24 protein-coding genes are annotated in these 26050 nt (G+C 50.6%); 17 read left to right on the forward strand and 7 right to left on the reverse strand.

What is annotated here, in order from left to right:
- Positions 1 to 5: 5 nt before the first annotated feature.
- A complete protein-coding gene (locus F0L74_RS11390; RefSeq protein ID WP_149837986.1) occupies positions 6 to 1487 on the forward strand; it encodes a cytochrome c family protein in 1482 nt (493 codons plus the stop codon).
- Between the two features lie 206 nt (positions 1488 to 1693).
- Positions 1694 to 2086, forward strand: a complete 393-nt coding sequence (locus F0L74_RS11395) for a Rid family hydrolase (protein ID WP_149837987.1) — start codon at positions 1694 to 1696, stop codon at positions 2084 to 2086.
- Between the two features lie 69 nt (positions 2087 to 2155).
- Here the strand turns inward: F0L74_RS11395 and F0L74_RS11400 are convergent, their stop codons facing one another.
- Both F0L74_RS11400 and F0L74_RS34015 read right to left on the reverse strand, forming a co-directional pair.
- Entirely contained in the window at positions 2156 to 3295 is a 1140-nt protein-coding gene (locus F0L74_RS11400; RefSeq protein ID WP_246197683.1) for a homogentisate 1,2-dioxygenase, read from the reverse strand.
- A 71-nt stretch (positions 3296 to 3366) separates the two neighbouring features.
- Positions 3367 to 3492, reverse strand: a complete 126-nt coding sequence (locus F0L74_RS34015) for a hypothetical protein (protein WP_262714232.1) — start codon at positions 3490 to 3492, stop codon at positions 3367 to 3369.
- A gap of 371 nt (positions 3493 to 3863) precedes the next feature.
- Between F0L74_RS34015 and thrA the strand changes: the two genes are divergently transcribed.
- The 5 genes from thrA (at position 3864) to rpe (ending at position 10557) form a co-directional block, all read left to right on the forward strand.
- A complete protein-coding gene (gene thrA, locus F0L74_RS11405) occupies positions 3864 to 6314 on the forward strand; it encodes a bifunctional aspartate kinase/homoserine dehydrogenase I (RefSeq protein WP_149837989.1) in 2451 nt (816 codons plus the stop codon).
- Positions 6315 to 6351: 37 nt separating this feature from the next.
- Complete coding sequence (locus F0L74_RS11410; RefSeq protein ID WP_149837990.1) at positions 6352 to 7284, forward strand: homoserine kinase; 933 nt, start codon at positions 6352 to 6354, stop codon at positions 7282 to 7284.
- Positions 7285 to 7310: 26 nt separating this feature from the next.
- Positions 7311 to 8627, forward strand: a complete 1317-nt coding sequence (thrC, locus tag F0L74_RS11415) for a threonine synthase (RefSeq protein WP_149837991.1) — start codon at positions 7311 to 7313, stop codon at positions 8625 to 8627.
- A 236-nt stretch (positions 8628 to 8863) separates the two neighbouring features.
- Positions 8864 to 9868: a tetratricopeptide repeat protein gene (locus F0L74_RS11420; protein WP_188315965.1), complete on the forward strand. Its 1005-nt coding sequence runs from the start codon at positions 8864 to 8866 to the stop codon at positions 9866 to 9868.
- A 23-nt stretch (positions 9869 to 9891) separates the two neighbouring features.
- Positions 9892 to 10557: a ribulose-phosphate 3-epimerase gene (gene rpe, locus F0L74_RS11425; RefSeq protein ID WP_149837993.1), complete on the forward strand. Its 666-nt coding sequence runs from the start codon at positions 9892 to 9894 to the stop codon at positions 10555 to 10557.
- Here the strand turns inward: rpe and F0L74_RS11430 are convergent, their stop codons facing one another.
- Positions 10558 to 10923, reverse strand: coding sequence for a response regulator (locus F0L74_RS11430; protein ID WP_188315966.1), 366 nt, complete (start codon positions 10921 to 10923; stop codon positions 10558 to 10560).
- Between the two features lie 307 nt (positions 10924 to 11230).
- Here F0L74_RS11430 and purE point away from each other — a divergent pair, with 307 nt between their 5' ends.
- The 4 genes from purE (at position 11231) to F0L74_RS11450 (ending at position 14304) form a co-directional block, all read left to right on the forward strand.
- The gene (gene purE / locus F0L74_RS11435) at positions 11231 to 11686 is read left to right on the forward strand and encodes a 5-(carboxyamino)imidazole ribonucleotide mutase (protein ID WP_149837995.1); all 456 of its coding nucleotides are present in this window, start codon (positions 11231 to 11233) and stop codon (positions 11684 to 11686) included.
- Between the two features lie 80 nt (positions 11687 to 11766).
- Entirely contained in the window at positions 11767 to 12729 is a 963-nt protein-coding gene (locus tag F0L74_RS11440; protein ID WP_149837996.1) for a PhoH family protein, read from the forward strand.
- Between the two features lie 326 nt (positions 12730 to 13055).
- Complete coding sequence (locus F0L74_RS11445; RefSeq protein ID WP_149837997.1) at positions 13056 to 13517, forward strand: DUF4878 domain-containing protein; 462 nt, start codon at positions 13056 to 13058, stop codon at positions 13515 to 13517.
- A 247-nt stretch (positions 13518 to 13764) separates the two neighbouring features.
- Positions 13765 to 14304 (forward strand): inorganic diphosphatase, encoded by a 540-nt coding sequence (locus tag F0L74_RS11450; RefSeq protein WP_149837998.1) that lies wholly within the window; start codon positions 13765 to 13767, stop codon positions 14302 to 14304.
- Positions 14305 to 14359: 55 nt separating this feature from the next.
- Here the strand turns inward: F0L74_RS11450 and F0L74_RS11455 are convergent, their stop codons facing one another.
- Entirely contained in the window at positions 14360 to 15136 is a 777-nt protein-coding gene (locus F0L74_RS11455; protein WP_213086942.1) for a C40 family peptidase, read from the reverse strand.
- Positions 15137 to 15207: 71 nt separating this feature from the next.
- On the opposite strand from F0L74_RS11455, the gene F0L74_RS11460 reads away from it, so the two are divergent.
- The 4 genes from F0L74_RS11460 (at position 15208) to F0L74_RS11475 (ending at position 18067) form a co-directional block, all read left to right on the forward strand.
- A complete protein-coding gene (locus F0L74_RS11460) occupies positions 15208 to 15801 on the forward strand; it encodes an RNA polymerase sigma factor (RefSeq protein ID WP_149838000.1) in 594 nt (197 codons plus the stop codon).
- 4 nt (positions 15802 to 15805) lie between these two features.
- A complete protein-coding gene (locus F0L74_RS11465; RefSeq protein ID WP_149838001.1) occupies positions 15806 to 16855 on the forward strand; it encodes a tetratricopeptide repeat protein in 1050 nt (349 codons plus the stop codon).
- 274 nt (positions 16856 to 17129) lie between these two features.
- Positions 17130 to 17699 carry an RNA polymerase sigma factor gene (locus F0L74_RS11470; RefSeq protein ID WP_149838002.1) on the forward strand — a complete coding sequence of 190 codons (570 nt, stop codon included), beginning with the start codon at positions 17130 to 17132 and terminating at the stop codon, positions 17697 to 17699.
- Positions 17700 to 17710: 11 nt separating this feature from the next.
- Positions 17711 to 18067 carry a zf-HC2 domain-containing protein gene (locus F0L74_RS11475; protein WP_188315967.1) on the forward strand — a complete coding sequence of 119 codons (357 nt, stop codon included), beginning with the start codon at positions 17711 to 17713 and terminating at the stop codon, positions 18065 to 18067.
- A gap of 8 nt (positions 18068 to 18075) precedes the next feature.
- Here F0L74_RS11475 and F0L74_RS11480 read toward each other — a convergent pair whose 3' ends face one another.
- On the reverse strand, positions 18076 to 18555 hold the full coding sequence (locus tag F0L74_RS11480) for a nucleoside deaminase (protein WP_149838004.1): 480 nt from the start codon (positions 18553 to 18555) through the stop codon (positions 18076 to 18078).
- A gap of 143 nt (positions 18556 to 18698) precedes the next feature.
- Complete coding sequence (clpB, locus tag F0L74_RS11485) at positions 18699 to 21311, reverse strand: ATP-dependent chaperone ClpB (protein WP_149838005.1); 2613 nt, start codon at positions 21309 to 21311, stop codon at positions 18699 to 18701.
- Positions 21312 to 22191: 880 nt separating this feature from the next.
- Here clpB and F0L74_RS11490 point away from each other — a divergent pair.
- Both F0L74_RS11490 and F0L74_RS11495 read left to right on the forward strand, forming a co-directional pair.
- The gene (locus tag F0L74_RS11490) at positions 22192 to 22677 is read left to right on the forward strand and encodes a DinB family protein (protein WP_149838006.1); all 486 of its coding nucleotides are present in this window, start codon (positions 22192 to 22194) and stop codon (positions 22675 to 22677) included.
- A 155-nt stretch (positions 22678 to 22832) separates the two neighbouring features.
- Entirely contained in the window at positions 22833 to 24116 is a 1284-nt protein-coding gene (locus tag F0L74_RS11495; RefSeq protein ID WP_149838007.1) for an OmpA family protein, read from the forward strand.
- A gap of 4 nt (positions 24117 to 24120) precedes the next feature.
- Here F0L74_RS11495 and F0L74_RS11500 read toward each other — a convergent pair whose 3' ends face one another.
- Positions 24121 to 26037, reverse strand: coding sequence for a DUF3857 domain-containing transglutaminase family protein (locus F0L74_RS11500; RefSeq protein WP_149838008.1), 1917 nt, complete (start codon positions 26035 to 26037; stop codon positions 24121 to 24123).
- Positions 26038 to 26050: the final 13 nt, after the last annotated feature.

Below are 26050 nucleotides of genomic sequence, written 5' to 3' on the forward strand. Positions count from 1 at the left end.
TACCCATGACTGCACTCGTCGTCTTTATGCGCAAACGTAAAGCCTGGCTGCTGGGTACTCTCATGGCTCTATTGGTTTACCTGGCGTCTGCAAGCCTGCAGATGCCGGGTAAGGCCAATGCAAAGACCTCTGAAGACAGCTGCAAATGCGGATTCCTCAACATCCGGTTTGATTCTATTGTACCCGGTGACTCTCCCTTTTTCATTAACCAGGAAAATGCGGATTGCTTTGGCTGGTGGGAGTTTGTTACCCTTAACTGGCCTACTGTACCCGGCGCCGGGTTTGGAGATCCGGGCGATATGAGCCCGGTGGCATGGGAGACCTATATCGGTAGCCAGGAAATGTATCCGCCTAATGGCGCGCCGCCTCCACCGTGGGGCAGCGCTTTTCAGCTGCCCAGCGGGGCCAGGGACCTGCTGCACACGGATAAAAGAATGGCCTCCACCACCAAGCTGCTCACGGTAACGAATAAGCTCGATGATGTGCCGGTATTTGGTCCCCAAAATACCGGCCAGGCGTTCCCGTTCAGCGGCCCTGCCTGGCTGGGCGCCCAGAACAACACCAATGTATGGTATGAGATAAAGCTGAACCAGGACATCTATAATTTTGTAGTCAGCAATAAATACTATGACGCTAATTACCAGTATGCGGCGGTGCAAAAAGGCATACCTATCGTGTTTCCCATGGGGTCCTATCCCGGACCAACGGGCGCTATTGAGCTGAAAGCCGCCTGGATGGAAGTACCAGACCCCTCCAACGAAAAATGGAAACGGTATAAGCTATCCCAATCTGTGGTAAGGGACGCTGTTACCGGTAAGTACCGTTATACCGTAGTAGCGCTGGTAGGGCTGCATATCATCCACAAAACAAAGCAACAGCGCACCTGGGTATGGGCCACTTTTGAGCATATTGATAATGTACCCGGCGATAAGAACAGCAACGGCGATTATAGCTTTTATAACGATAATTGCCAGCCCAGGACGTTCCCTGTATCTGGCTGTGCGCTAGACAGCCCATCCCCTGTAACGGTTACCTGCGCGGCTAATATGCCACCGCCTTATTATCTCTGCAAAGGCGGTCCTGGCCCGGTACCCATTCAGGTAACCCGGCAAACGCCCATTGACCAGCAGGCGCAGCAGGTGAATGCGGTCCTGCAGGCATTTATTGCTAAGAACTATCCCAGTTCTGTATGGCAATATTACCAGCTGGTAAATGTGATATGGTCTACTAACGCGGCACAGAACCCGCAAAAACCGGATACTGTGCCCATACGCCTGCAATCCATGTTGCCCAGCAGTATTAAAGTAGCCAATGTCACCATGGAAACCTATGCGCAGACCATGAGCTGCACTGATTGCCACCAGTATGGGACCATTGCGCCCACCGCGCAGGATACCGCGCCTAACTGGGCCGCGGATTTCAGCTTTGCTATAGGCCTGGCGCAAAGCCCCAAGGCTGGACGGCTGCTGAAGAGAATAAAAAGATAATCTTTCCCTCAAATGCGCCCCTAAAAAAAGGGGCCAGCCTGAAAGTGCTTTTTTTTCTTTTAGGTCAGCCCCTTTTACGTATGGCGTTGAAAACGCTCCGGGTCTTTAGCCACGCAAAACGGCGCCAGTATGATCCGGCAAAGAATTGTTGCAACATATAATGGCATTGCGATAATAGTCATACATTACCGGTAAAATAACAACATATGGAACAGGAACAAAAAGATTATCAAGGGCTGGGAATGCCCTGGGAAGACGATTACGGTTATGCACAAGCGGTAAAAAAAGGAGACACTGTATGGATATCCGGACAGCTTGGCCATGACGAAAAAGGTGTGCTGCTTCAGGGTATGGAAGCACAGGTGAAACAAACCTATGCGAATATTAAAACATTATTGTCCCGGTTCAACATGACGATGGATGATGTGGTGGAAGAGGTCTTGTATGTAATGGATATGCCAACGGCTTTTGAGGCCCGGAAAAATAACAAAGCGGAATTTTATTCCAACCCTAAGAGCGTAGCCAGTACGATTGTGGTGGTAAGTGGACTGGCATTGCCCGGCCAATTGATAGAGATCAAGATCGTGGCGCGCCAATGATCTGTTCATGGGCTGACCAAAGCCATTTTTTGCTTTTGGTCAGCCCCTGTTTTTATAAGAAGCAACCTATTACTCTGCCCAGCTCATGACGTACGCTTTATCTTCTATGGCCAACGCCTCTTGCGTGATCTGCAGTGGGTGAAAAGTATCCACCATCACAGCCAGTTCCTTTGTTTCCTTTGCTCCTATACTCTTCTCTACTGCGCCGGGATGCGGCCCATGCGGAATACCGCCCGGGTGCAGGGTGATCATACCCCGGGTAACGTGTTTGCGGCTCATAAAATCGCCATCCACATAATACAACAGCTCATCACTATCGATATTACTATGGTTGTAAGGGGCAGGTATAGATAAGGGATGATAATCGAACAAACGCGGGCAGAAGGAGCATACCACAAAGTTCTGCCCTTCGAAGGTCTGATGAACCGGCGGCGGTTGATGCACCCGGCCAGTGATGGGCTCAAAATCGTGGATGGAGAAGGCAAAGGGGTATTCGCAACCATCCCAGCCTATTACATCCATGGGATGATGGGCGTAGTGGATGGGATACATCTGTCCCTTCTTTTTGATCCGGATCAGGAAATCCCCTGCTTCGTCTATCGTGACCAGGTCCTGCGGGGCGCGGATGTCCCGCTCGCAGAACGGCGCATGCTCCATTAATTGTCCGTATTGGCTGAGATACCGTTTGGGAAACCGGATAGGGCTGAACGATTCCACGATGAACAGCCGGTTGCCGGCGTCTTTAAAGGAGATCTGGTAGATGGTGCCCCGGGGGATCACCAGGTAATCCCCATAGCCAAAAGGCAGCCGCCCGTATTGGGTAAGCAGCTCGCCGGATCCTTCGTGGACAAAGATCATTTCGTCCGCATCCGCATTCTTGTAAAAATAATCCTGCATGCTCTCCTGCGGCGCGGCCAGAGAGATATGGACGTCATTGTTCACCAATACCGGTTTACGGCTGGCCAGGAAATCCGGCACAGGCTTGATGTTAAAACCCTGGAAGCTGCGATGTTTGAGCATTTTCTCCTCCGCAACGCGGGGCATACAGGGGTATGGCGTATCCACCCGGATGATCTCCGTGGGGGGATGGCAGTGATATAACAAGGAGTAATGGGAAGAAAAACCTTCCGTGGAAAACAGCTGCTCCGCATACAGGGAGCCGTCCGGTTTACGGAACTGGGTATGACGTTTATGGGGGATTTGACCCAATTTATGATAATATGGCACGATCAATACAATTAAAGGTGAAGAATAAAGAAAGGGGGCCGCAGCGGAAACGGCTATTTTACATACGAATCCATGGCCAGGGTGGCTAACAGGAAATAGTATTTCCATTTCCTTTTATCTATATGGTACGTGAAATTCCTGAAGTAAGGCATAATACCGCCTTTACGTGGCTGTAACAAATATAGCCCATTATATACTATTCCGGCAAAAACGGCATTGCCGGCCCTTATTTAGTATTTATGCTTACTAACAACATTTTATTTGAAAAATTTCAAAACTTTGACAATCCTATTGTTTTTTACCAATAAAATTTCCACTTTTGTTGTCGTAAAGTCAAAATCTTATAATAGTGCTATCAGTATTTACATACACTGCGCCCGCTGCCTGCTCCTTCTCCGGAGTTGGCTTCAGCACTATTACAACAATCTCCACCATTACAACCCCTGTGCGGGGTTAATGTAAACATATGATCTAAAGACCACTCCGGTGGTAGCCCCGCAAGGAAACGGGGAGAGTTCTTTCTACATACCCACTAATTAGATTCTTCACAATGCAGGTATTAAAATTCGGAGGTACTTCCATGGGCAGTACCCGGGCAATAGAACAGGTTTGTAATATCATATTACATCAGAAACCCCAGGGCCGCTTTGTAGTGGTAGCTTCCGCCATGGGAGGCATTACCGATAAACTTATCAAATGCGGTCAGCTGGCCGGTCAGGGCCAGGAGCAGTACAAGACCTTATTAGCGGAGATCGAGGCCCAGCACCTGGACACCATCCGCACCCTGTTCCCTATTACGGCGCAAAGCAGCCTGATAAGCCAGGTAAAGAAAAAGCTGAATGCACTGGAGATCCTGTGCGATGGCATTTTCCAGGTGGGCGAGTTAAGTAAGCGCTCCCTGGACAAGATCATGAGCTTTGGCGAACTGATGTCGTCCTATATGCTGGCAGAAAAGCTAAAACAGCTCAGCGCCCCCGCCGCCTGGAAAGACAGCCGGGAGCTGATCGTAACAGACGCCAATTTTGGCAATGCCCATGTAAACTTCCTGGCCACCAATCACCAGATAGGCGAATACTTCCAGGAGGAGAAAGCAGATTATGTGATCGTGCCCGGTTTTGTGGCCGCCAGCGCAGATGGGGAAACCACTACCCTGGGCAGGGGCGGCTCCGACTACACGGCCGCTATTATGGCCGCCGCCCTTAATGCGGAGGTACTGGACATCTGGACGGATGTTAGCGGTATGATGACCGCAGATCCCCGCCTGGTATCACAAGCCATCCCCATCCCCCATATCAGCTATGAGGAGGCCATGGAGCTGTCACATTTTGGCGCCAAGGTGATTTACCCCCCTACCATACAGCCGGTAATGAATAAACGGATCCCTATCTGGATCAAGAATACATTTGCGCCGGAAGACCATGGCACCCTTATCCATGTGCTGGATGGCCGTGACCGCGGTTTTCCCGTGACCGGTATCTCCGGTATACAGCATATAGCCCTGCTTACGCTGGAAGGCAGCGGTATGATAGGTATCCCCGGTTTTTCCCGCCGCCTGTTTGACGCCCTCCTGCAGGAACGCATCAACGTGATCCTTATTACCCAAAGCTCTTCTGAGCACTCCATTACCGTAGGCATACATGAAGCGGATATGCTGAAGGCCAAAACCACGGTAGACAGCGAGTTTGCACAGGAGATCCAGGAAAAGCAGATAGAGCCGCTGATTGTGGAAAGGGATCTTTGTATTGTAGCCGTAGTAGGCGATAAGATGAAGAACCACCACGGCACCAGCGGCAAGCTGTTTGGCGCATTGGGCCGTAACGGCGTGAATGTACGCGCCATTGCCCAGGGCTCTACAGAAAAGAATATCTCTGCCGTGATCAACCGCCCGGATATTAAAAAAGCGCTGAACGTGATCCACGAAGCCTTTTTTGAAACGCCGCTAAAACAGGTGAACGTATTTATTGCCGGCGTAGGCAATGTAGGCAGCAAACTGCTGGAGCAGCTGGAGCAGCAGCATGGCTATCTGCAACAGGAACTGGGCCTGCAGGTGCGCGTTGCCGGTATTGCCAACAGCCGTAAGATGTTCTTTGGCCATGAGACCATCCATCTGCCCAAATGGCGCGAGCTGCTGCAGGAGCAAGGCGAAGCCTCCGATATGTGGGGTTTTGTACAAAAGATAAAATCGCTGAACCTGCGCAACAGCGTATTTGTAGATAATACCGCCAGCCCGGAAGTAGCCGCCGTATATGGCGAGTTCCTGCAACATGGCATTTCCGTGGTAACCTGTAATAAGATAGCCTGCTCCGCAGACTTTGCCTATTATAAACAGCTAAAGGAATTGGCACGCCGCTACAATGCCTCTTTCCTTTTTGAGACTAATGTAGGCGCAGGTTTGCCGGTGATCAACACCCTCAATGACCTGATCCGCAGCGGTGATAAGGTGAATAGTATTGAAGCGGTATTATCCGGCAGCCTCAATTTTGTATTCAATCATTTTGTGAACGGCGCTTCTTTCCGCGAGGTGGTAAAAGCCGCGCAGGATGAAGGCTACACAGAGCCGGACCCGCGTATAGACCTGAGCGGTACCGATGTAATGCGCAAGATATTGATACTGGCCCGGGAGAGCGGGGCGGTGATGGAGCTGGAAGATATCACCAATCACTCCTTTTTGCCGGCAGCCGCGCTGGAAGCCCCTTCTGTAGCGGAGTTCTATGAGCAGCTGGATGTGCATGCGGACCATTTCCTGCAGCTACGCGAGCAGGCGGACAAAGCGGGTAAACGCCTTAAGTTTGTGGCCAGCTACCAGAACGGGAAAGCTTCTGTGGGACTGCAATCCGTAGCGCCGGATCATCCTTTCTACCAGCTGGAAGGGAAGGACAATATTGTATTATATACCACCAACCGGTATTCCCAGCAGCCCCTTATTGTAAAAGGCGCTGGCGCCGGCGCAGATGTAACGGCCTCTGGCATCTTTGCGGATATCATCAGAACAGTGAGATAGGGTCAATTACGAACAGTTAAAATGAAACACAGTTTACATGAATAGCATAAAAGTATTCGCTCCCGGAACTGTAGCCAACGTAGCATGCGGCTTTGATGTGGTAGGCCTGGCGATGGACGCCCCTGGCGATGAAATGATCATCCGCAGAAGCGAGCAGCCCGGCGTACAGATCAAGGCCGTGCATGGCGCGCGCCTTTCTACGGATCCTGCGCAGAATGTGGCGGGCGTAGCCCTGCAGGCGCTGCTGCAGAAATATGACAACCCGGATACCGGTTTTGAAGTAGAGATCTTTAAGAACATACAGCCTGGCAGCGGTATAGGCTCCAGCGCGGCCAGCTCCGCCGGCGCGGTTGTAGGCGCTAATCACCTGCTGGGTGAGCCCTTTACGCCTAAACAGCTGGTGCGGTTTGCCATGGAAGGCGAGCGCCTGGCCAGTGGCGCCGCCCATGCGGATAATGTGGCCCCGGCCATTATGGGCGGTTTTACCCTGGTACGGAGCTATAAGCCGCTGGATATTACCGGCCTGCATACGCCGGCAGACCTTTGGGTAACGGTGATCCATCCACAGATAGAGGTAAAGACCTCAGACGCCCGCGAGATCCTTAAACAAAAGGTGCTGATGACAGACGCCATTCGCCAGTGGGGCAATGTAGGCGCGCTGGTAGCAGGGCTTTACCAGGAGAATTATGGCCTTATCAGCCGTGCGCTGGAAGACGTGATCGTAGAGCCTGTACGGGCCATCCTGATCCCCGCCTTTTATGAGCTTAAGCTGAAATGCAAGGAAACAGGCGCGCTGGGCGGCGGTATTTCCGGCTCCGGCCCTTCGGTGTTCATGCTTAGCAAGGGCGAAGAAGTAGCCAGGCAGGTAGCCGCTACGATGGATAGCGTGTATGCGCCGCTGGGCGTGGATTATAAGGTGCATGTGTCCCCCATCAATAAAGAAGGGGTAAAGATATTAAGTACAGAGTAATGGCTGATGGCCACTAAAATTCGAAAATGCAATACTTCAGTTTACAGCATAAACAACACCAGGTATCCTTTGAGCAGGCCGTAGTACAAGGCCTGGCGCCGGATAAAGGGCTTTATTTCCCGGACCATATACCGGCGCTGGAAAAAGACCTGGTGGACTTCCTTGAGAACTATGATGATTTTGATATAGCCTACCGGGCTATACAGCCTTTTATAGGCGAAGAGATCCCGGCGGCAAAGCTGCAGCAGATCATACAGGATACGCTTAGCTTTCCTTTTCCGCTGCAGCCGGTTACGGACAAGATCTTTTCGCTGGAACTGTTCCATGGCCCTACCCTGGCTTTTAAGGATGTAGGCGCGCGTTTTATGGCGGGATGCCTGGGTTATTTCCGCCGTAATGACGAGCGCCCGGTAACCGTGCTGGTAGCTACCTCCGGCGATACGGGCGGCGCGGTGGCCCATGGTTTTCATCATGTACCCGGCGTTAGGGTGGTGATCCTGTACCCCAGCGGTAAGGTAAGCACCCTGCAGGAAAAACAGCTTACGACGCTCAATGGCAACATTACGGCACTGGAGATCCAGGGCAGCTTTGACGATTGCCAGCGCATGGTAAAAACGGCTTTCCTGGACCAGGAGCTGCAGCAACACAGCCTGCTTACCTCTGCCAACTCTATTAACGTAGCCCGCTGGCTGCCGCAGATGTTCTATTACCTGCTGGCCGCCAAACAAGCCAAGGCGGCGGGCGCCCAGCCGGATAATATCGTGTTCTCCGTACCCAGCGGTAATTTTGGCAATATTTGCGCAGGCATGATGGCGGCCGCTATGGGTTTGCCTATACAGCATTTTATAGCCAGCACCAATGTCAATGACACGGTGCCGCGTTTTATGCAGAACGGCCGTTATGAGCCGCATACGGCCACGCCTACCCTTTCCAATGCGATGGACGTAGCTGATCCCAGCAATTTCGTACGGATATTGGAGTTATCTGCCAACAGTTTGCCTGCCCTGCAGGAAAAGCTCTCTTCCTACAGTTTTACGGATGTGCAAACAGTAGCGGCTATGCAACAAATCTGGCAGGAATTTGGTTATATGATGGACCCGCACGGTGCAGTGGGTTATCTGGGCTTGCAGCAATACCTGCAACTGACAGCAGGGGCAAATGGCGCTACCGGCATATTCCTGGAAACCGCCCACCCGGTGAAGTTTGCAGATACTGCGCCCGCTGCGTTGCAAACCGCCATTACTATTCCAGACCGGGTGAAAGCCCTTTACAGCCTGGAAAAACAGGCCGTTCAGCTACCGGCGGAATATGCGGCATTAAAAGAATGGATGATGCACGCCTGATTCAAAATACTAAGTTAGGGGGCCCGATGGGCTTCCTAACTATTCCATTCATTTTCAACAGTTTGTCCATATCAAGTCCACATTAAGTCCACGTTTAGTCCACCTTATCTCCACGTTGCATTTATGCTCAACCCCATAAGCACCCGTATCTACGCCGTCTGAACCCCGTATACTCTACCCGCATGCAAACATCTTCACATTTACACATCCGTACATTATTATTATTTTCGCCTCCTATGAAGTACCTGCCTTTATTACTATTTACCCTTTGCCTTGCCTGCCAGCAGCAGAGCGCCAGACGGCCCACAACGCCGGCGGCCGATACCGTGCTGGAATCAACGATGATAAAACCGCTTACCGATTCTATCCGTCAGTTCCCGGACCAGGCCGGCCTCTATTTTCGCCGTGCCCTGCTGCTTTTTAATACAGATCCGGCATTAGCGCTGCATGATTTTGAAAAAGCCGCCAACCTGCAGCCCACCATCACTGATCATTGGGCGGGAGCCGGCGAGTCCGCGCTGGTAACGGAACAATATGATAAAGCCGCCCAATTCTTTGAGAAAGCCCTGCATACAGCGCCTGCCAATACTTATCTCCAATACCGCCTGGCCATGTCATGGATAGAGCGTAAAGCCTATGACCGTGCAGACAGCCTGGCCACCGTTATGGCGCAACAGCCACAAGGTTACGCGCAGGCCTTTTACCTGAAGGCCCGCATTGCGGAAGATCATAAAGATACCCTGCAGGCCATTAGCCATCTGAAAGCCGCCGTAGACAAGGCGGGCCCGCAAAGTGAATACGAAGCCGTAATGGAACTGGCAGACCTGCTGGCCGCCAGACAGGATGCCGCCGCTGCCCGCTATTACGAAATGGCCTATTCCCAGGATCCCGCCAATGCGGAACCTTTGTATGCAATGGGCCAGTATTTTGAGGCCGCCGGCAAACCAAAGGAAGCAACCGTAGCGTATAAACGTTGTATAGAAGCGGACCCCGGTTATGCGGATGCTTATATTGCATTGGGTAAAATGAGCGTTAACGGCAAGCAATGGAAAGCTGCGCTGGGCGATTTTACTCTGGCCGCCAAAGCCAGGCCCACAGACGCTACCGCCTATTATTACCGCGGCCTGTGTTATGAGCAGCTGGGCAATAAAGATGCTGCACAAAGCGACTATGCCAAGGCCGTTACCTTCCGCAAAGATTACCCGGAAGCGAAAGCCGCGCTGGAGAGGATCACGAAATAGATTAGAATCATTAGCTTTACAAAATGGAAAAGAAGCACGTATTAGTAGCGCCATCCCTGCTGGCCGCTAACTTCCTGGAACTGGCAAAAGAAGTGGATATGGTGAACCGCAGCGAGGCCGACTGGCTGCACCTGGATGTGATGGACGGCCACTTTGTACCCAATATCAGTTATGGTATTCCCGTTATTTCCCATGTAAGCAAACATGCGCGCAAAATGTGTGACGTGCATTTGATGATAGAACGCCCCGAACAATATGCCGAGGCCTTTCAAAAGGCGGGGGCCCAACAGCTAACGGTCCATGCAGAGATCTGTCCTAACCTGCACCGTAATATCCAGCAGATAAAAGGACTGGGCATGAAGGCCGGCGTGGCGCTGAACCCGCATACCCCTGTACAGATCCTGGAGAATATCATTAATGATATTGACGTAGTACTGGTGATGGCCGTAAACCCCGGCTTTGGCGGCCAGGCCTTTATTCCGCAAACCCTGCCCAAACTGCGCCAGCTGCGGGCGCTGATCACGGAACATAAAGCGCATGCCCTTATTGAAGTGGATGGCGGCGTTACCGTAGATAATGCAGCAGAGATCGTGGCAGCCGGCGCCGATGTGCTGGTGGCGGGCAGCAATATCTTCTCCGCCCCGGACCCCGAAGCGGTGATCAGGCAGCTGAAAGCCGCAGGTCAGTAATTATTCCGCTAAACTGAGGATGATCTCTTTTGACAGGGGTTTTGTCAGGTATCCTTTTACAAAGGAATAGGAACGCACACGTTCTCTATCATTCTCATCGATGGAGGAGGTCAGTACATAGATCTGGATACTCCTGGAAAGGTTGGTATAAAAGCCTGCATAGGCCTCCAGGAAGTCCCACCCGTCCATTACGGGCATATTAAGGTCCAGCAGTATTACATCCGGCAGTTTGTCCCGGTGTTGTTCATGCCCATGGAGATAATCCAATACTTCCTGCGCGTCAGAAAACGTCCTCATCGCATGGCTGATCCCCTGTCTGTCTATCATTATCTGCGCTATCTGCTGGTGGATTGGATCATCGTCCACGATAAAAATCAAGTTAAGCCGATTCATAGTAGGGGAATATTCAGGGCTTAAATGTAAGCATAATTTGATTCTCAGCCGGGGGTGGTTTGTTTTCATTTTTGGCGGAATGCCTTGTGGGGCAGGCAGTTGAAAACTTGGCACGGATAAACGATTTGGGGCCAGGGAGGAGAACCCATGGGGGCGATGAGAAACCTGTTACAACGAGCATTCCTGTTAGCTGGTCCCTTATTTTTCCACCGTTGTGGATTTTCCATTTCCCAGATTTACAAAGGTTAAATTATCTTTGACCGGCAAAAACTTATAAAAGATGAAAGTATTGATCCTAATGGGTTCGGAAAGCGACAAACCGGTAATGCAGGAATCGCAGAATTTTCTTCAGTATTTCGGCATCACCGGCGATATGGTGGTAGCATCTGCCCACCGTACCCCTGACAAGGTGCGCGAGCTCTGCATCACAGCGCAGGAAAACGGATATGGTGTGATCATTGCAGCGGCTGGTATGGCAGCGGCTTTACCTGGCGTTGTATCTGCCTACACCTCCTTACCGGTATTAGGCGTACCTTTGGACGGCGGTTTACCCGGTGGTATAGACGCTTTATATTCCATCGTACAGATGCCGGCTGGTTTGCCTGTAGGCACCCTGGCAGTTGGTAAGGCGGGCGCAAAGAATGCCGCCATCCTCGCAGCGCGTATCCTGGCCCTGGGCGACAAGGCCGTTGCTGAACGCGTAGAAGCCTTTAAACAGAACGGCTACAGGATTTAGTAATTGCTTAACAAAAAGGGCTGGCGGTTTGCGCGAAAATCATTTATATTACAGATCATTAGCTAAAACCATAGTAGAATTTGACAGAATCAATTATTAATCTGGATAGTATTAACCCTATCGAGTTTTTCGGCGTCAACAACGGAAAACTGGACTTGCTCAAAAAGAAATTCCCGCTGCTTAAGATTCTTTCCAGGGGCACTCAGCTTAAATTATCCGGGGCTCCCGAAGAGGTGGCTACCGCCAAGGATAAAATAGGCCAGATCGTGAAATACCTGGAACGTAATGGCAATCTTTCAGACGGCTACTTCGAACAGATCCTTGGCGACGAGGAGAAGAGCGTAGATAACTTCACCGACCGTAATCCGAATGATGTACTGGTATTTGGTCCCAACGGCCGCACCGTAAGGGCCCGTACCGCCAATCAGCAACGGATGGTGGCATTGGCAGAAAAGAACGATATCGTTTTTGCCATAGGCCCCGCCGGTACCGGTAAAACCTATACGGCAGTGGCCCTGGCCGTACGGGCTTTGAAGAATAAGGCAGTCCGCAAGATCATCCTTACCCGCCCGGCGGTGGAAGCAGGCGAAAGCCTGGGTTTCCTTCCCGGCGATCTGAAAGAGAAGATCGACCCGTACCTGCGGCCTTTATACGACGCGCTGGACGATATGATACCGGCGGATAAACTAAGCTATTTCATGACCAACCGCGTCATAGAGATAGCGCCGCTGGCGTACATGCGTGGCCGTACCCTGGATAATTCATTCATTATCCTGGATGAGGCGCAGAATGCGACAGACCTTCAGCTGAAGATGTTCCTTACGCGTATAGGCGCATCCGCCAAAGCCATCATCACCGGCGACCTTACGCAGATAGACTTACCCAAGAACCAGCGGTCCGGCCTGGAGAAAGCCACCCGGATCCTGCGGAATATTGACGGTATAGGCTATGTGCAGCTGGACGAAGAGGATGTGGTAAGGCACCGCCTGGTAAAGGCCATCATCAGGGCCTATGAAGGCGCCAAGGAAAAGGATGAGCATTAAAGTCAGCTAATTTATTTAATAGTGAACGGTCCATAGTCCGTAGCCATACCGGTTACAGGCTATGGACCGTATAACTTGAACGGGCCGCCAATACCACTCCCCACCTGGTTTTCAGGGCCGGGAGGTCAACAGCGGGAGCCTGGCCGCTGCCATCAGCCAGACAGCACAATTAACACTTCCTTAACAGCGTTTATAGTATGTTCAACGCCTGAATCGGGGGCGTTTCCAGTGGTTGATTGCAGTTGATAAGCGAGGGCGCATAGCTTTCTTTGTAGATTTAGACTTTCCCCCTATTTTTGTTAATGATATTTTAATTTAGCAACTGCATGACCAATTATTTGCGTATTCTTACCCTGGTACTTATAACAGGAATCCTGGGCGGTTGTAAACAACGGGCTACACCACAAGAGGTGGCGCTCGGATTTATGCACGCCATCCAGGTCTCTAATTTTGAGCAGGCCAGGGAGTACGCTACCAAAGAGTCGCAACAGGTGATCCAGCTTTACTCATTCTTTGACGCCCGCAGGAACGAATCAGAACGCGAAAAGATCAGGAATGCCAAGATAGAGGTGATAGACAGTAAGGAAAATGGCGACAAAGCCACTGTAACGGTCCTCAATTCCTCGTCCAAACAAAAGGAGATGTTGCAGCTGATAAAAGAGCATGGTCAATGGAAGATCTCCCTCACCTTTGAAAGTATCATCCCTAACTATATACCACCCGCCAGCTTTGATTCCAGTAACATGATGCCGCCCGATACCCTGATGCCACCCGTACCGGTCAAATAATCATCCTCCATCGCCACCCCTCCCCCCTGTCCAGGCATTTTAAGTTTGGAATGTGGATTTTGCGCTTTATTTTTGCCGGCACGTAAACCGTGCTGCCCGCCTTATGGCCGCCATTACTCCGCCTTTACAGTCGGTGAACAATGAGATCCAGGCAAAGCCGTTGATCCGGCTATATGCTGCAACGGGGCAGCTACCAATGCGAACAGTAACATTAAATTGGAGTAACCATAAAAAAGCAAAGTAGAATATGACAACGAATCCCTGGCATAGTGTTAATCCCGGATCGGATGCGCCGCATATTGTGAACGCCATTATTGAGATACCGAAGGGTTGCCGTGCCAAATACGAGCTGGATAAAGACAGCGGGTTGCTGAAGCTGGACAGGGTACTGTATTCTTCCGTATATTATCCGGCCAACTATGGCTTTATACCGCGCACTTACTGCGATGACCATGATCCCCTGGATATATTGATCCTTTCACAGGTAGACGTAGTGCCGCTGTGCATTATGGACGCCAAGGTGATAGGCGTTATGCAGATGATCGACAGCGGAGAGGCGGATGATAAGATCATCGCGGTAGCCGCCAATGACATGAGCGTGAACCACATCAACGATATAACGGAGCTGCCGCCCCATTTCATCGCGGAAATGCGTCATTTCTTCGAGGAGTACAAGAAACTGGAGAACAAGACCGTAAAGGTGGAAGAGTTCCAGAATAAAGAGGTAGCGGAAAGGATCATCAATGAGAGCATCGTGGCATATGACCGAATGTTCACTAATAAATAAGCTCACACACTTGCATCAATATGGGCCCGGCGGATGCGCCGGGCTTTTTTATGCGTTAGCGGCTTACTCTTTTAATAATCCGTAGCTTATGCGTACGCAGGCCGGTATCTACATTGATGATGCCCTGGTTATCAATTGAATCTATGCGCACTTTGCCGGATGAGTGGATGATCTCATGATCGTTGAGCAGGATACCTACGTGTGTAATACGGCCATCTGCGTTATCAAAGAATGCCATGTCCCCGGTTTGGGCTTCCTGCAGGAAATCTACGGTAATGCCCTGGGTGGCCTGCTGATAGGCATCCCGTAACAGCGGTATTTCCAGCAGCTTAAATACGGATTGGGTGAAGCCGGAGCAGTCTATGCCAAATACGGAGCGGCCGCCCCAGAGGTAGCCGGTATTCAGGAAGCGGGAGGCAATACGCATCAGGCTATCAGCGTTATGGTTACCGGTTTGCAAAGGCTGGATTTCCTCAAATTGTATCTCCGCCTTTCCCCAAACTGTGCGTTTGCTGTCAGCGTTGGGCGCTTTGATCAGGCAACCGTAGGGAATGTACATAGGCCAGCCGTTGATAGATACCGGCGTAACCCAGTGGGGGGCGTAATGCGTGTAGGGAGCGTCAAATAATTGCTGATCAATTGTTTCGAGGTTGTTGGCGGTGGCCCATCCTTCGTAGCCATCGTACTGGCCACGCACCTTCACCCAACCGTCTGGCCCGGTTTCGAGGATGGTAACACATTCGCCCCAGAGGCCCTGGGAGATCATTTCGCTTTTATGGGCATGTTCCGCGCGTAATGGCATAACCGGTACTACGATAATGGCGTATGGCATATTAATTGTATTAATACTATGTTCTTATTTGTAAAGTCTTATAAGAAATTATAAAAATATTTGAACCATTTTTGGATTCATACGTAAATATAGATAATAACACGATGTACCAGCAACTAAGCAATTTATCCGACAAAGAGTTGATCTCCCGGGCCCGTAAACTCAAGGACCGGGAAGCAGAAGGCATATTGTTGGAGCGATACAGCCATCTGCTGGTAGCCGTGTGCCTGCCCTCTATAAAAAATAACCCGGGCGCTGCGATGAATACTGTTTTCCCATCCATATTGCAGCGTCTTAGTAATGGCCTGAAGACACAAACGATCCAGAAGGCCAATGAGTGGGTGCACCAGACTGTCAATGCTTATATAACCAACCCGGACAAGCAAGTGCCCTACTACCCTTCCAGGGAATCGAGAGACCGGTTACATACTGAGAACAGGGTGGAAAAAGCTGCCACCAATACGATAGAGAAACAAGCGCTGATAGCCCAGGTAGAACGGGCATTAGCTAGTTTAAAAGCCGAAGACCGGTACCTGATCGAACAATTTTACCTGGAAAATAAAACCTTTGCCGATCTGGCTGCTCACAAAGGATACACCACTGAAAAAGTGCGCACCCTGCTAAAAAAAGCGAAGAGCAAGCTGGCCATGCAACTCACGAATTAAGCCCATGTCAAATAATACTGTCCATAACGAGAACGAAAAGCTGCTCAAGATCTTTGCCGGTATCCGCTGTCTGAACAGAGATCAGCTGCCCCGCTACCTGCAAGGCAGGCTTACCGATATTGAGAAACACCTGGTAGAGCAGCACCTGGTAGATTGTGATCTTTGTTTCGAGGCCCTGCAGGCATTGCAGCAGGAAGGGCAACTGGAGCAATACCAGGGCCTGTCTGCCAACATACAGCAATACATCCGCGAAAGCATAAAGCCGGTATCCCAGCTGCAGAAAATGGAGCGCTATGTGCGCAAAACCAAGCAACGGGAAAGCATGCTGATCTACTTCTGGCTGGTGGCCTTTATAGTAGGCGGCGGCGCCATACTGTACCTTATGCAACAATACAACTACCATAAACCGGTAGTAGCCCGGCCTGTCATCCCTGTTCTGCCGGCCGCCTCCGTGGCGGCTGCCCCCTTACCTCCCCCCGCCGACAGCACCAGCACCGCAAAACCTGCACCGCTTGCTGCCGCGGCTACGCCGCCCGTGATACCGGTGGTGAAGAAAGATACCGTTAAGGCAGCGCCCCCGCCAGCCAAAAAACTGACGCCTGCGGACAGCGCTAAGAAAGCGCCCCCGCCTAAGACCGTAAAGGATACGGTAAAGCGGGCGCCGGACAGCAATGCGATGGCCAAACCTGCCCCGGCCAGGAATGATACGCCTGCTGCCACAGTAGCCCATAATAACACGCCTAAAAAAGAGGAAAAGAAGGAAGAGAGCAGCAAACCCGCTGCCAGCTCTTCCACCGCCATGGATACGGATGAATTCCTGTATAAGGCGGCGATGGTATACCAGCAGCAGGGCGATCTTAACGAAGCGATCAACAGGTATAAGCGCCTGTCGTCCAGCGGTAACCCGCGCATTGGCGAAATGGCGCGTTACCAGATGGGCGTTTGTTACCGGAATAAAGGCCAGAACGGTAAAGCCCGCCGTATCTTTAAGGAAGTGGTGCGCATGGATGGTAATATGAAACAGGCCGCGCAGCAGGCGCTGGATAATCTATAATGTGCTAATGTGCTGATATGCTAATGTGCCAATGAAAAATGCGCATGCTGTATTGTAAAATTTCTTTTCGTTTTCCGCTGTCAATTTCCGCTATACACTCTCCCCTACTTAACTGATTTTCAATCACTCACACTCCCTCTCGCCTTAACTGATTTTCAACCCTTTACTTTCCACCGCTCCAATTAGCACATTAGCATATCAGCACATTAGCACATTATTTTTATGGAATTACAGAAATTCTTCATCTATCATATAAGCATTTTATCTTTACCCTGTGAATAATAACCTGCCACTGACTGACGAAGATCTATTACGCCGCTATAAAACGGACGGCAATACCGATTGGATAGGTATCCTGTTTGACCGGTACGCTGTGCTGTTGCTGGGTATGGCCATGAAATACCTTAAGAACGAAGAAGATGCGCGGGATGGCGTGCAACAGGTATTCCTGAAGGTACTATCAGACGTGAATAAACACGAAATACAGTACTTTCGGGCATGGATATACCAGGTAATGAAGAACCATTGCCTGATGCAGCTACGGCAAAAACACACCAAATACCAGGAGGAAGTTACTGATAAGAACATGCCGGGTACGGCTACGCTGGAAGATAATTCCGGATACCGGGAAAAGGACCAGCTGCTGGAAGATATGGAGCATGCCCTGGCTACCCTGAGCACTGAGCAACGCACCTGCGTACGGCTTTTTTACCTGGATAAACAATCTTACCAGCAGATAGCGGCACAAACAGGTTATACCCTGCTACAGGTAAAAAGCTATATACAGAACGGTAAAAGGAATTTAAAACAACAACTGGACAAACAAACCAGCCATAAACGTTAATTTGCAATATTGTGAAAGCGGATCTTAACGACATATTTGTAGTAACCGGGCAATGCCCTGCACAACAGCAGCTGCTGGACTATGTACAGGGCAAACTGAGCGCTGCGGAGCAGCATGAGATAGAAAAACATGTAGCGGATTGTGAACTGTGCAGCGACGCCCTGGAAGGATTAGCCGCTATTCAGCAGAAAGAGCGGATACCGGTGGTGGTAAGGCAGATGAAATGGCAGCTGATGCGTAAGCTACGCCGCCAGTCCCGCCGTAAACGCCGGCTGGGGCATAATATAGAGCTGGCGCTGATCGTAATGGTGGTGCTTTTCTTATTGCTGGCTGCTTTCTGGATCTTTTATTTTGTGAATAAAAAATGATGTGCACATCAATATAAAGTCTTATCCCCCTTCTCCTTCCAGTCCTTAAACACCTGCAGCGCCTCCTGGTCCGGGAATGTAATGAACGGTATCTTCTTCTCGTTATGCGGCATTTCTATCTCGCGGTAGATAAAGGAATCATCAAAATCAATAGCGGCCGCATCTTCTTTGGTATTGGCAAAATATACCCTTTGCGGGCGGGCCCAGTAAATAGCGCCCAGGCACATGGGGCATGGCTCGCAGGAAGTATAGATCTCACAATCATGCAGCTGAAAAGTGCCCAGATGCCGGCAGGCATCCCGTATGGCCACTACTTCCGCGTGCGCGGTGGGATCGTTGCGTAACAATACCTGGTTCCAGCCTTGTCCTACGATCTCCTCCCCTCTTACTACAATGGACCCAAACGGGCCGCCATCCCCATTTTCCATTCCCCTGCGGGAGAGCGCCACCGCCATTTGCATAAACCGTCTTTCTCTGTCGCCTATCATATTAGTATCCGTTTATCCAAATTTAAATAAAAAACCCGGGCGAAGAATCGCCCGGGTATTTCCTGTAACTGTATATCGTTATTTATATCGTTGAAACGTGTATACTACACGTGATATTCATCTATATTATTATTTTGCGTTTATTACTGGCCGTTACCATTGTTCCGCACTACTACCACCCCATCAAACACATCCACCAGCACAGGTTTGCTCTTATCAATCTCTCCGGAGAGGATCTTCTTGCTCAGCAGGTTCACCACCTCTTTCTGGATAAGGCGCTTTAACGGCCTTGCGCCAAACTGCGGATCGTAACCCTGTGTAGCCATGTAATCCAGCGCATAGTCAGAGAATTCAAGTATCATGCCATTCCGTGCCATCAACTCTTTGAGCTGTTGTAATTGTATGTTAATGATACCCTTGATCTCTTCCCGCATCAGCGGCTGGAACATGATCACTTCATCCACGCGGTTCAGGAACTCTGGCCGGATGGTTTGCTTCAGCAGGTTCATCACTTCTTCGCGGGTATTATCCACTATGTCCTCACGGTTCTTATCGTTGATCTTCTCAAAATTTTCCTGGATAATATGGCTGCCCATGTTGCTGGTCATAATGATAATGGTGTTCTTAAAGTTCACCACGCGGCCTTTGTTATCTGTAAGGCGGCCATCGTCCAATACCTGCAGCAATATGTTAAACACGTCCGGGTGGGCTTTCTCTATCTCATCCAGCAATACTACGGAGTAAGGTTTACGGCGTACGGCTTCTGTAAGCTGACCGCCTTCTTCATAACCCACATATCCCGGAGGCGCGCCTACCAGGCGGCTTACGGCATGTTTCTCCTGGTACTCGCTCATGTCTATCCGCGTCATCATACCTTCATCGTCAAACAGGTAATCTGCCAGGGCTTTGGCAAGCTCTGTTTTACCAACCCCGGTAGTACCCAGGAAGATAAAGGAGCCGATGGGCCGTTTGGGATCCTGTAATCCTGCGCGGCTACGGCGGATAGCATCTGCCACCGCAATGATGGCCTCTTCCTGTCCTACTACCCTTTTATGCAGTTCATCCTCCAGTCTTAACAGCTTATCTCTTTCGCTTTGCATCATGCGGGTAACCGGTATGCCGGTAGCTTTTGCCACATTTTCTGCAATATCTTCCGCATCCACTTCTTCTTTCAGTAAACGTTTATGGTTATCTGAAAGATCATTCAGCTCTGCAGTATATTTTACTACTAATTGTTCCTGTTCTTTTACTTTTCCGTAGCGGATCTCTGCCACCTTGCCGTAATCGCCGTTACGCTCTGCCTGTTCGGCTTCCTGTTTCAGGTTTTCGATGGCGGCTTTGGCATTCTGTATCTTATCCACTACTTCTTTTTCTTCCTGCCATTTGGCCTTAAAGGTGTTCCGTTCTTCGCCTAAGCGGGCTATTTCCGCATTCAGCTCAGACAGCTTGTCTTCATCGTTTTCCCGTTTAATGGCTTCGCGCTCAATCTCCAGCTGACGGATCCTTCTTTCCAGTTCATCCAGCTCTTCCGGCATGGAGTTCATTTCCAGGCGCAATTTAGCCGCGCTTTCATCTATCAGGTCAATGGCCTTATCCGGCAGGAAACGGTCTGTAATATAGCGGTGTGATAGTTCTACCGCTGCTATGATGGCCTCATCCTTTATTAATACGTGGTGATGGCTTTCATAGCGTTCTTTTAATCCACGCAGGATGGAGATGGCGTCTTCTACGGTAGGCTCATCCACCATTACCCGTTGGAAGCGGCGTTCCAGCGCTTTATCCTTTTCAAAGTACTTCTGGTACTCGTTGAGGGTGGTGGCGCCTATGGCCCGCAGTTCTCCGCGCGCCAGGGCAGGTTTCAGGATATTGGCGGCATCCATAGCGCCTTCCATGGCGCCTGCGCCGATCAATGTATGTATTTCGTCGATGAACAGGATCAGCTGTCCTTCGCTTTCTGTTACTTCTTTTACGACCGCTTTCAGTCTTTCTTCAAACTCGCCGCGGTATTTAGCGCCCGCCATCAGGGAGCCCATATCAAGGGCGAAGATGGTCTTGGAGCGCAGGTTATCCGGCACATCACCGTTAATGATACGGTGCGCCAGGCCTTCTACGATGGCTGTTTTACCTACACCCGGTTCACCTACCAGGATGGGGTTATTCTTGGAACGGCGGGAGAGGATGTGCAGCGTTCTGCGGATCTCTTCGTCCCGGCCTATCACAGGGTCCAGCTTGCCGGCCCTGGCCAGTTCGTTCAGGTTCTTGGCGTATTTCTGCAGGGAGTTATACTGTGTATCGGCGGTCTGAGAGTTAACGGTATTGCCTTTGCGCAGTTCCTTTACAGCAGCCTTGAGGCCTTTTTCCGTAAGGCCGGCATCTTTGAGCAGTTTAGCGGTATCATCGCTGCCGCCTAAAAGACCCAGCAGCAGATGCTCTACGCTTACAAATTCATCTTTGAACTCCTTAATGGAGGAGCCGGCACGCAGCAGGGCATTGTTAGCTTCCCGGCTCAGTGACTGGCCAGGTTCCGCCCCCGCTACCCGCGGGTATTTCTTCAGCTGATCATCCAGCTTACCGGAAATAAAGCCGGTGTTTACATCATTCTTTTTCAGCAGGTAATCTATCGCATTATCATCATCGTCCAGCAGCGCCTTCAGCAGGTGCCCGGTCTCGATGGACTGGTGCTGGTCGTTGAACGCCTGCTGCTGTGCTTTTTGCAGGGTTTCCTGCGACTTGATGGTAAAATTGTTAAGATTCATATAAATAGTTTTCTCCTTTGTGTTGAATTTGATCCGTCATCCATGGCCGGCTTCTAAAGCCGGCCAACAGCTTTCGGCATCTGGCAGGTGGCGCCTGCGGGAATTTCTGTTGCCACTCAACCACACATTGTCTTTATCACAACAGGCCTTATGCCTGTTTCTCCTGGTCACTTCACTTGCTCGTGGCGTTAACTTCACTCGTTTTCACCGTTCATCTTCACTCGCTTCATCTTTTACACCTGGTAAGCTTCTTCTCGCTGATCCGTCCACTCTTCACGTCCATCTCACGTTGTTCCTCTTCACTCCATACTCACTTATCCTCTTTCCTCCGCCTCGACTCATCCGTCTCTTCACATCCCATCCCACTTTCTCCTTGTTCACTCCATTCTTCACATCGCTCTCACTGTTCGCTCATCACATCCATTGCACTGTTCTCTTTCTTAAAGGTACCTTTCAAACTGCACGCCATCCCTGCTTATCCTCCTCACGCGCTCTCGTCAAATCCTGTACTCACTTGTTTCACACTTCACATCAAACACTACCTGATCATCTTCACAAGATACCTGTTCATCTACAACACGCTTACCTTTTCCTCTCGTCACATCTTCAACCTCAAAATCCTTTCCATTCTTCACATCTATCTCCTCATTTTCCTTGCTGCCCTCCCGCCTAAACCACCTGTCTTTTGCTGATTACCGGGATGCAGATCGCGGGAGTAATTGCAAAAGACGGTCCAACGCATTATTTCAGCAATTTTGACATATTGGGCATGTTTTTCCTGCATTTTTTTCAGTTTTATAAGTAAAAGCCTGTTAATCTTTCAGGTAGCAGCTATTATAGGATATATCTTTGCGATGAACATGTCTAAAAAATTGTTGGGATGATCTTACAACAACAATATATGATGGTACAATACTCCAGGGAGATTGTGCTGGACTTTATCGAAACTACAATGGGTAAAGACATTAATACCCCTGTTCCGGTTTATAACAACAAGACCATCTGTGAGCTGCTGGAACATAATGCCAGTTGTTATTTTTACTGGCTGTCTTATTTTGGGCTGCACCAGCCGGCAGAACGGTTGACGAATGAAAAACTTACGACCATCCCGCAGATCCGGCGGCTTTACGGGCGGGTAAATGAGCTGGTGGCTGCTTTCCTGGAAAAATACGGTGAAGACCTGGATACGCCCATTACTCCTGTGCCGGAAGACTGGGGACCAGGGACCGCCACACCATTACAGGCGTTTACGCAGGTGTTGACGCATGAATGCCATCACAAGGGGCAAATTGTATGGATGTGCCGGATCTTGGGTTACGCCCCTCCTGATACAGATGTACGCCGGTCATTCCCCTATGAAGTGTAGCTATCCTCCTTATCTAATTGTTCACCCCGCCATACTTATACCCGGCCCATCCATTTTTAAACAAATCTACCGGGTAGCTGTTTTATATGCGTTAGCCCTATTTACTATATGATGTATGGTTCTTTATCATTTGTTCACCTCTAAAATACAGCTACATGTCTTTTGACTTGCTTAACACTGTAAAAGGATTATTTACCGGCGACGTGATCTCCCAGGCCGCGGGCCAGCTTGGCGAGAGCGAATCCGGCATCCAGAAGGCCATTACCGGTATTGTACCGGCCGTACTCACCGGATTGTTATATAAAGCTGGCTCCCAGGGCGATCCCAGCGGCGCGTTACAGGCTGCCAAAGATGCTACCGGGGCTAACTCTTCCGGCACGTTGATCAGCTCCCTGCAGAATAATGCCGGCGGCTGGCTTAGCAAGGGCACCAGCCTGCTGCAGAACCTTTTTGGCAGCAAAGTATCTACGCTGATCACTTCTATCGCCACTTTTGCGGGTATTAAGGAATCATCTGCCAGCACCCTGCTTAATGCCGCTACGCCGGCTACCCTGGGTACGGTGGGGCAGTATGCGGAAGACGAGAACCTGAATGCAGGCGGCTTCCTTTCCTTCCTTAACAGCCAGAAGGATAATATCCTGGGGGCGGTACCCTCCGGTTTTAACCTGGCCGGGTTGTTGGGCTTAGGCAGCCTTTCAGAACTGGGCAGAAAACTAGGCGGTATTACGGCTGGACTGGGTGATGCGGGCGCCAGGGCTACGGAGTCCATCCGGCAAACCGGCCGGCGCGCCAGTGGCAGTCCCCGCTGGATATGGTCGCTCCTATTGATACTGGTAGCCATTATATTGCTATGGTACCTGGTGAAAGGCTGTGGCGGCAGCACTACCGAAACAGTAGCCACGGATACCATAGCGGCCAATAACATGGCGGATACCGCGGTGGCCCAGGTTGCCAGCCCCGGCACAGAAGTAGCCCGCGAGAGCATTAAAGTATCCCTGCCGGACGGCACCGTGCTCAATGCCTATAAAGGCGGTATTGAAGACCAGCTGGTGGCCTTCCTGAAAGATGACAGCCGGCCTGCGGGTAAAGATGTATGGTTTGATTTTGATAACCTGAATTTCCGCACCGGCAGCGCGGAGATCATGGAGGAAAGCCAGGGACAGGTACAGAATATTGCCGCCATCCTCAAAGCCTTCCCTAAGGCCCGGATCAAAGTGGGTGGATATACGGACCGTTCCGGCGATAGCCTTAGCAATATACGCCTGTCACAGTCACGGGCAGACGCGGTGCTGGCAGCGCTTAAAACCCTGAAGACGGATAACGCCCAGTTACAGGGCGCAGAGGGATATGGCTCCCAGTTTGCCAAAGCGCCGGCTACAGCGCCGGATGATGAGCGGAAGAAAGATAGGCATATATCAGTGAGTGTACGGGAGAAGTAAGCGGTTATTCATTCTTCACAAATACCAGTTTTGCGCGGTCTGCCTTGTATACGTTGTCGTAAAACTGCTGCAGCTCTGCAAAGGCGGTGGCCGGGTATACGCCGGCCTCGCAACTCATGGTGCGCACGTAGGTAACGATGCTATCCTGTACGGTTGCCCTGCTGGAATAGGTACCAAAACGCGTATGCAGCAATGTGATCTTTGGCAGGGTTTCAGTCCGGTATCCTGCAGGTATAGTTATCTGCACGGAGTCAACATCAACAAAGGAAAAGGTGCGCCGGATCTCAGATTCCCGTTGACTTTCGCTGTTGATGCGCATACTGCTTTTATTAAGCAGGTTGGGCTCTATGAACATCCGTTTGCCGCTGATAGCTGCATAGTTCCGGGCTGTTAAGGTCAGGTCTTCATTAATGCCGGGGATGGCGGTGCCCAGCTCTTTCCACTCGTAATGCTGCATATCATAGCTGGGCAGGTCAAGAGAGGAGCCTATCCACTGCTTTAACTGGTCTTTGCTCCACACATGCAGACGGCCCTGCATATCATCCTGTTGTTCGCCGGTCATTACGGTATGCGCCTGCACCAGTACGTTCCCCTCCGGGGTAATGCTGGCGTTTATATGCCGTAATTGCCGGTTCTCGTCTCCCCCATATACGGGCGTATGTACCAGCTTACCGCCTTTCTCTGTTATGATCAGCACGGGACGGTTGGCGGTAAAACTGCCCAGGTAGCCGGCAGGTAATAATTGGCTGGTACACTCCAGCCAGGTGGTATCCTTGCCCATGGGTACACAGGCTATAACGTGATTAAACTGGTTGCTGGGAAAGTCCTGCTCCATATCCGTTCTGCCGTTGCCTGACTTTACCAGGGTACAATAGCCAGTGATGCCCGCCTCTTTCAGCATGGCGCACATATAGTTGGATAGGGCCTTACAGTCGCCATAGCCTTTGGCCGCTACAGCCGTTGCATCAAAGGTTTGCCAACCGCCTATACCCAATTGTATGCTGATATAACGGGTGTGTTCCTGCAGATAGCGGTATAATATTTTTATCTTCTGCCGGGGGTCGCTGACGCCATCGGTCAATTGATGTACGGTTTGTTTGGCAGCTTCCGGCAGTTGATCGCGATCTTTGTTAAGCTGGTACATAAATTTTCCGTATTCCTCCCAGCTGTTCATGTTTCCTTTGTAGGCTTCCATCTCAAAATCGCTGGGGGCCAGCCATACCGCAGTAGTACATGTATTCCAGCCGGGTGCAAACACTTCGTCTGTACGGGCTTTCATCCCTTTTGCCTCCCAGGTGTATATGCGGTTCTCTTTTTCTGTGGCTATCCGGGGCTCGCCCTGGTAGTGGAAAGCCCGGTAACGCAGTTTATAGTTAGCCGGCACACTCACACTGATGCGGCTCTGCTCTACCGCCAGATCGCGCTGGCCCTGCGGCACCCAGTCCGGGAATATGTAGGTATTATTGTAACGCATCGTCACTTCAAATTCCACGGTATAAGGGAACGTGCTATGATAGAAAGCATATTTCTTTGCGCGGTCGTCTGTCGCAATAGAAAAACCATCCGTTAGCCCAATATCTTCCAGGTATCCCTGTTTCAGCTTCTTTACGCTTTTACCGTCCGCATCATATAAAACGCCGTGTATAGCGCGTATTTCCCGCAGCTTATCGTAAGGCACTAACAGGTGCGCATTATCTTCTCCATTGCCATCCAATATAGTGATCACATAATGCCTGGTATAGAGGCTTTCATTGCTGCTTGTCATTGTAAAGGTGATCTCCTCCATGCGTTTTACAGCATGCGCTTTCTCTTTTAATGCGGCCGGGATGGTGGAGGCAGGGTATTGAGGATCGCCTGCCAATGCCGGCAAAGTTGCCAGCAGCAGGCATATATAATAAAACGAGATCAATAGTTTATACATAAAATAGCGTTGG

Source organism: Chitinophaga agrisoli, assembly GCF_008386695.1.
Lineage (GTDB): Bacteria > Bacteroidota > Bacteroidia > Chitinophagales > Chitinophagaceae > Chitinophaga > Chitinophaga agrisoli.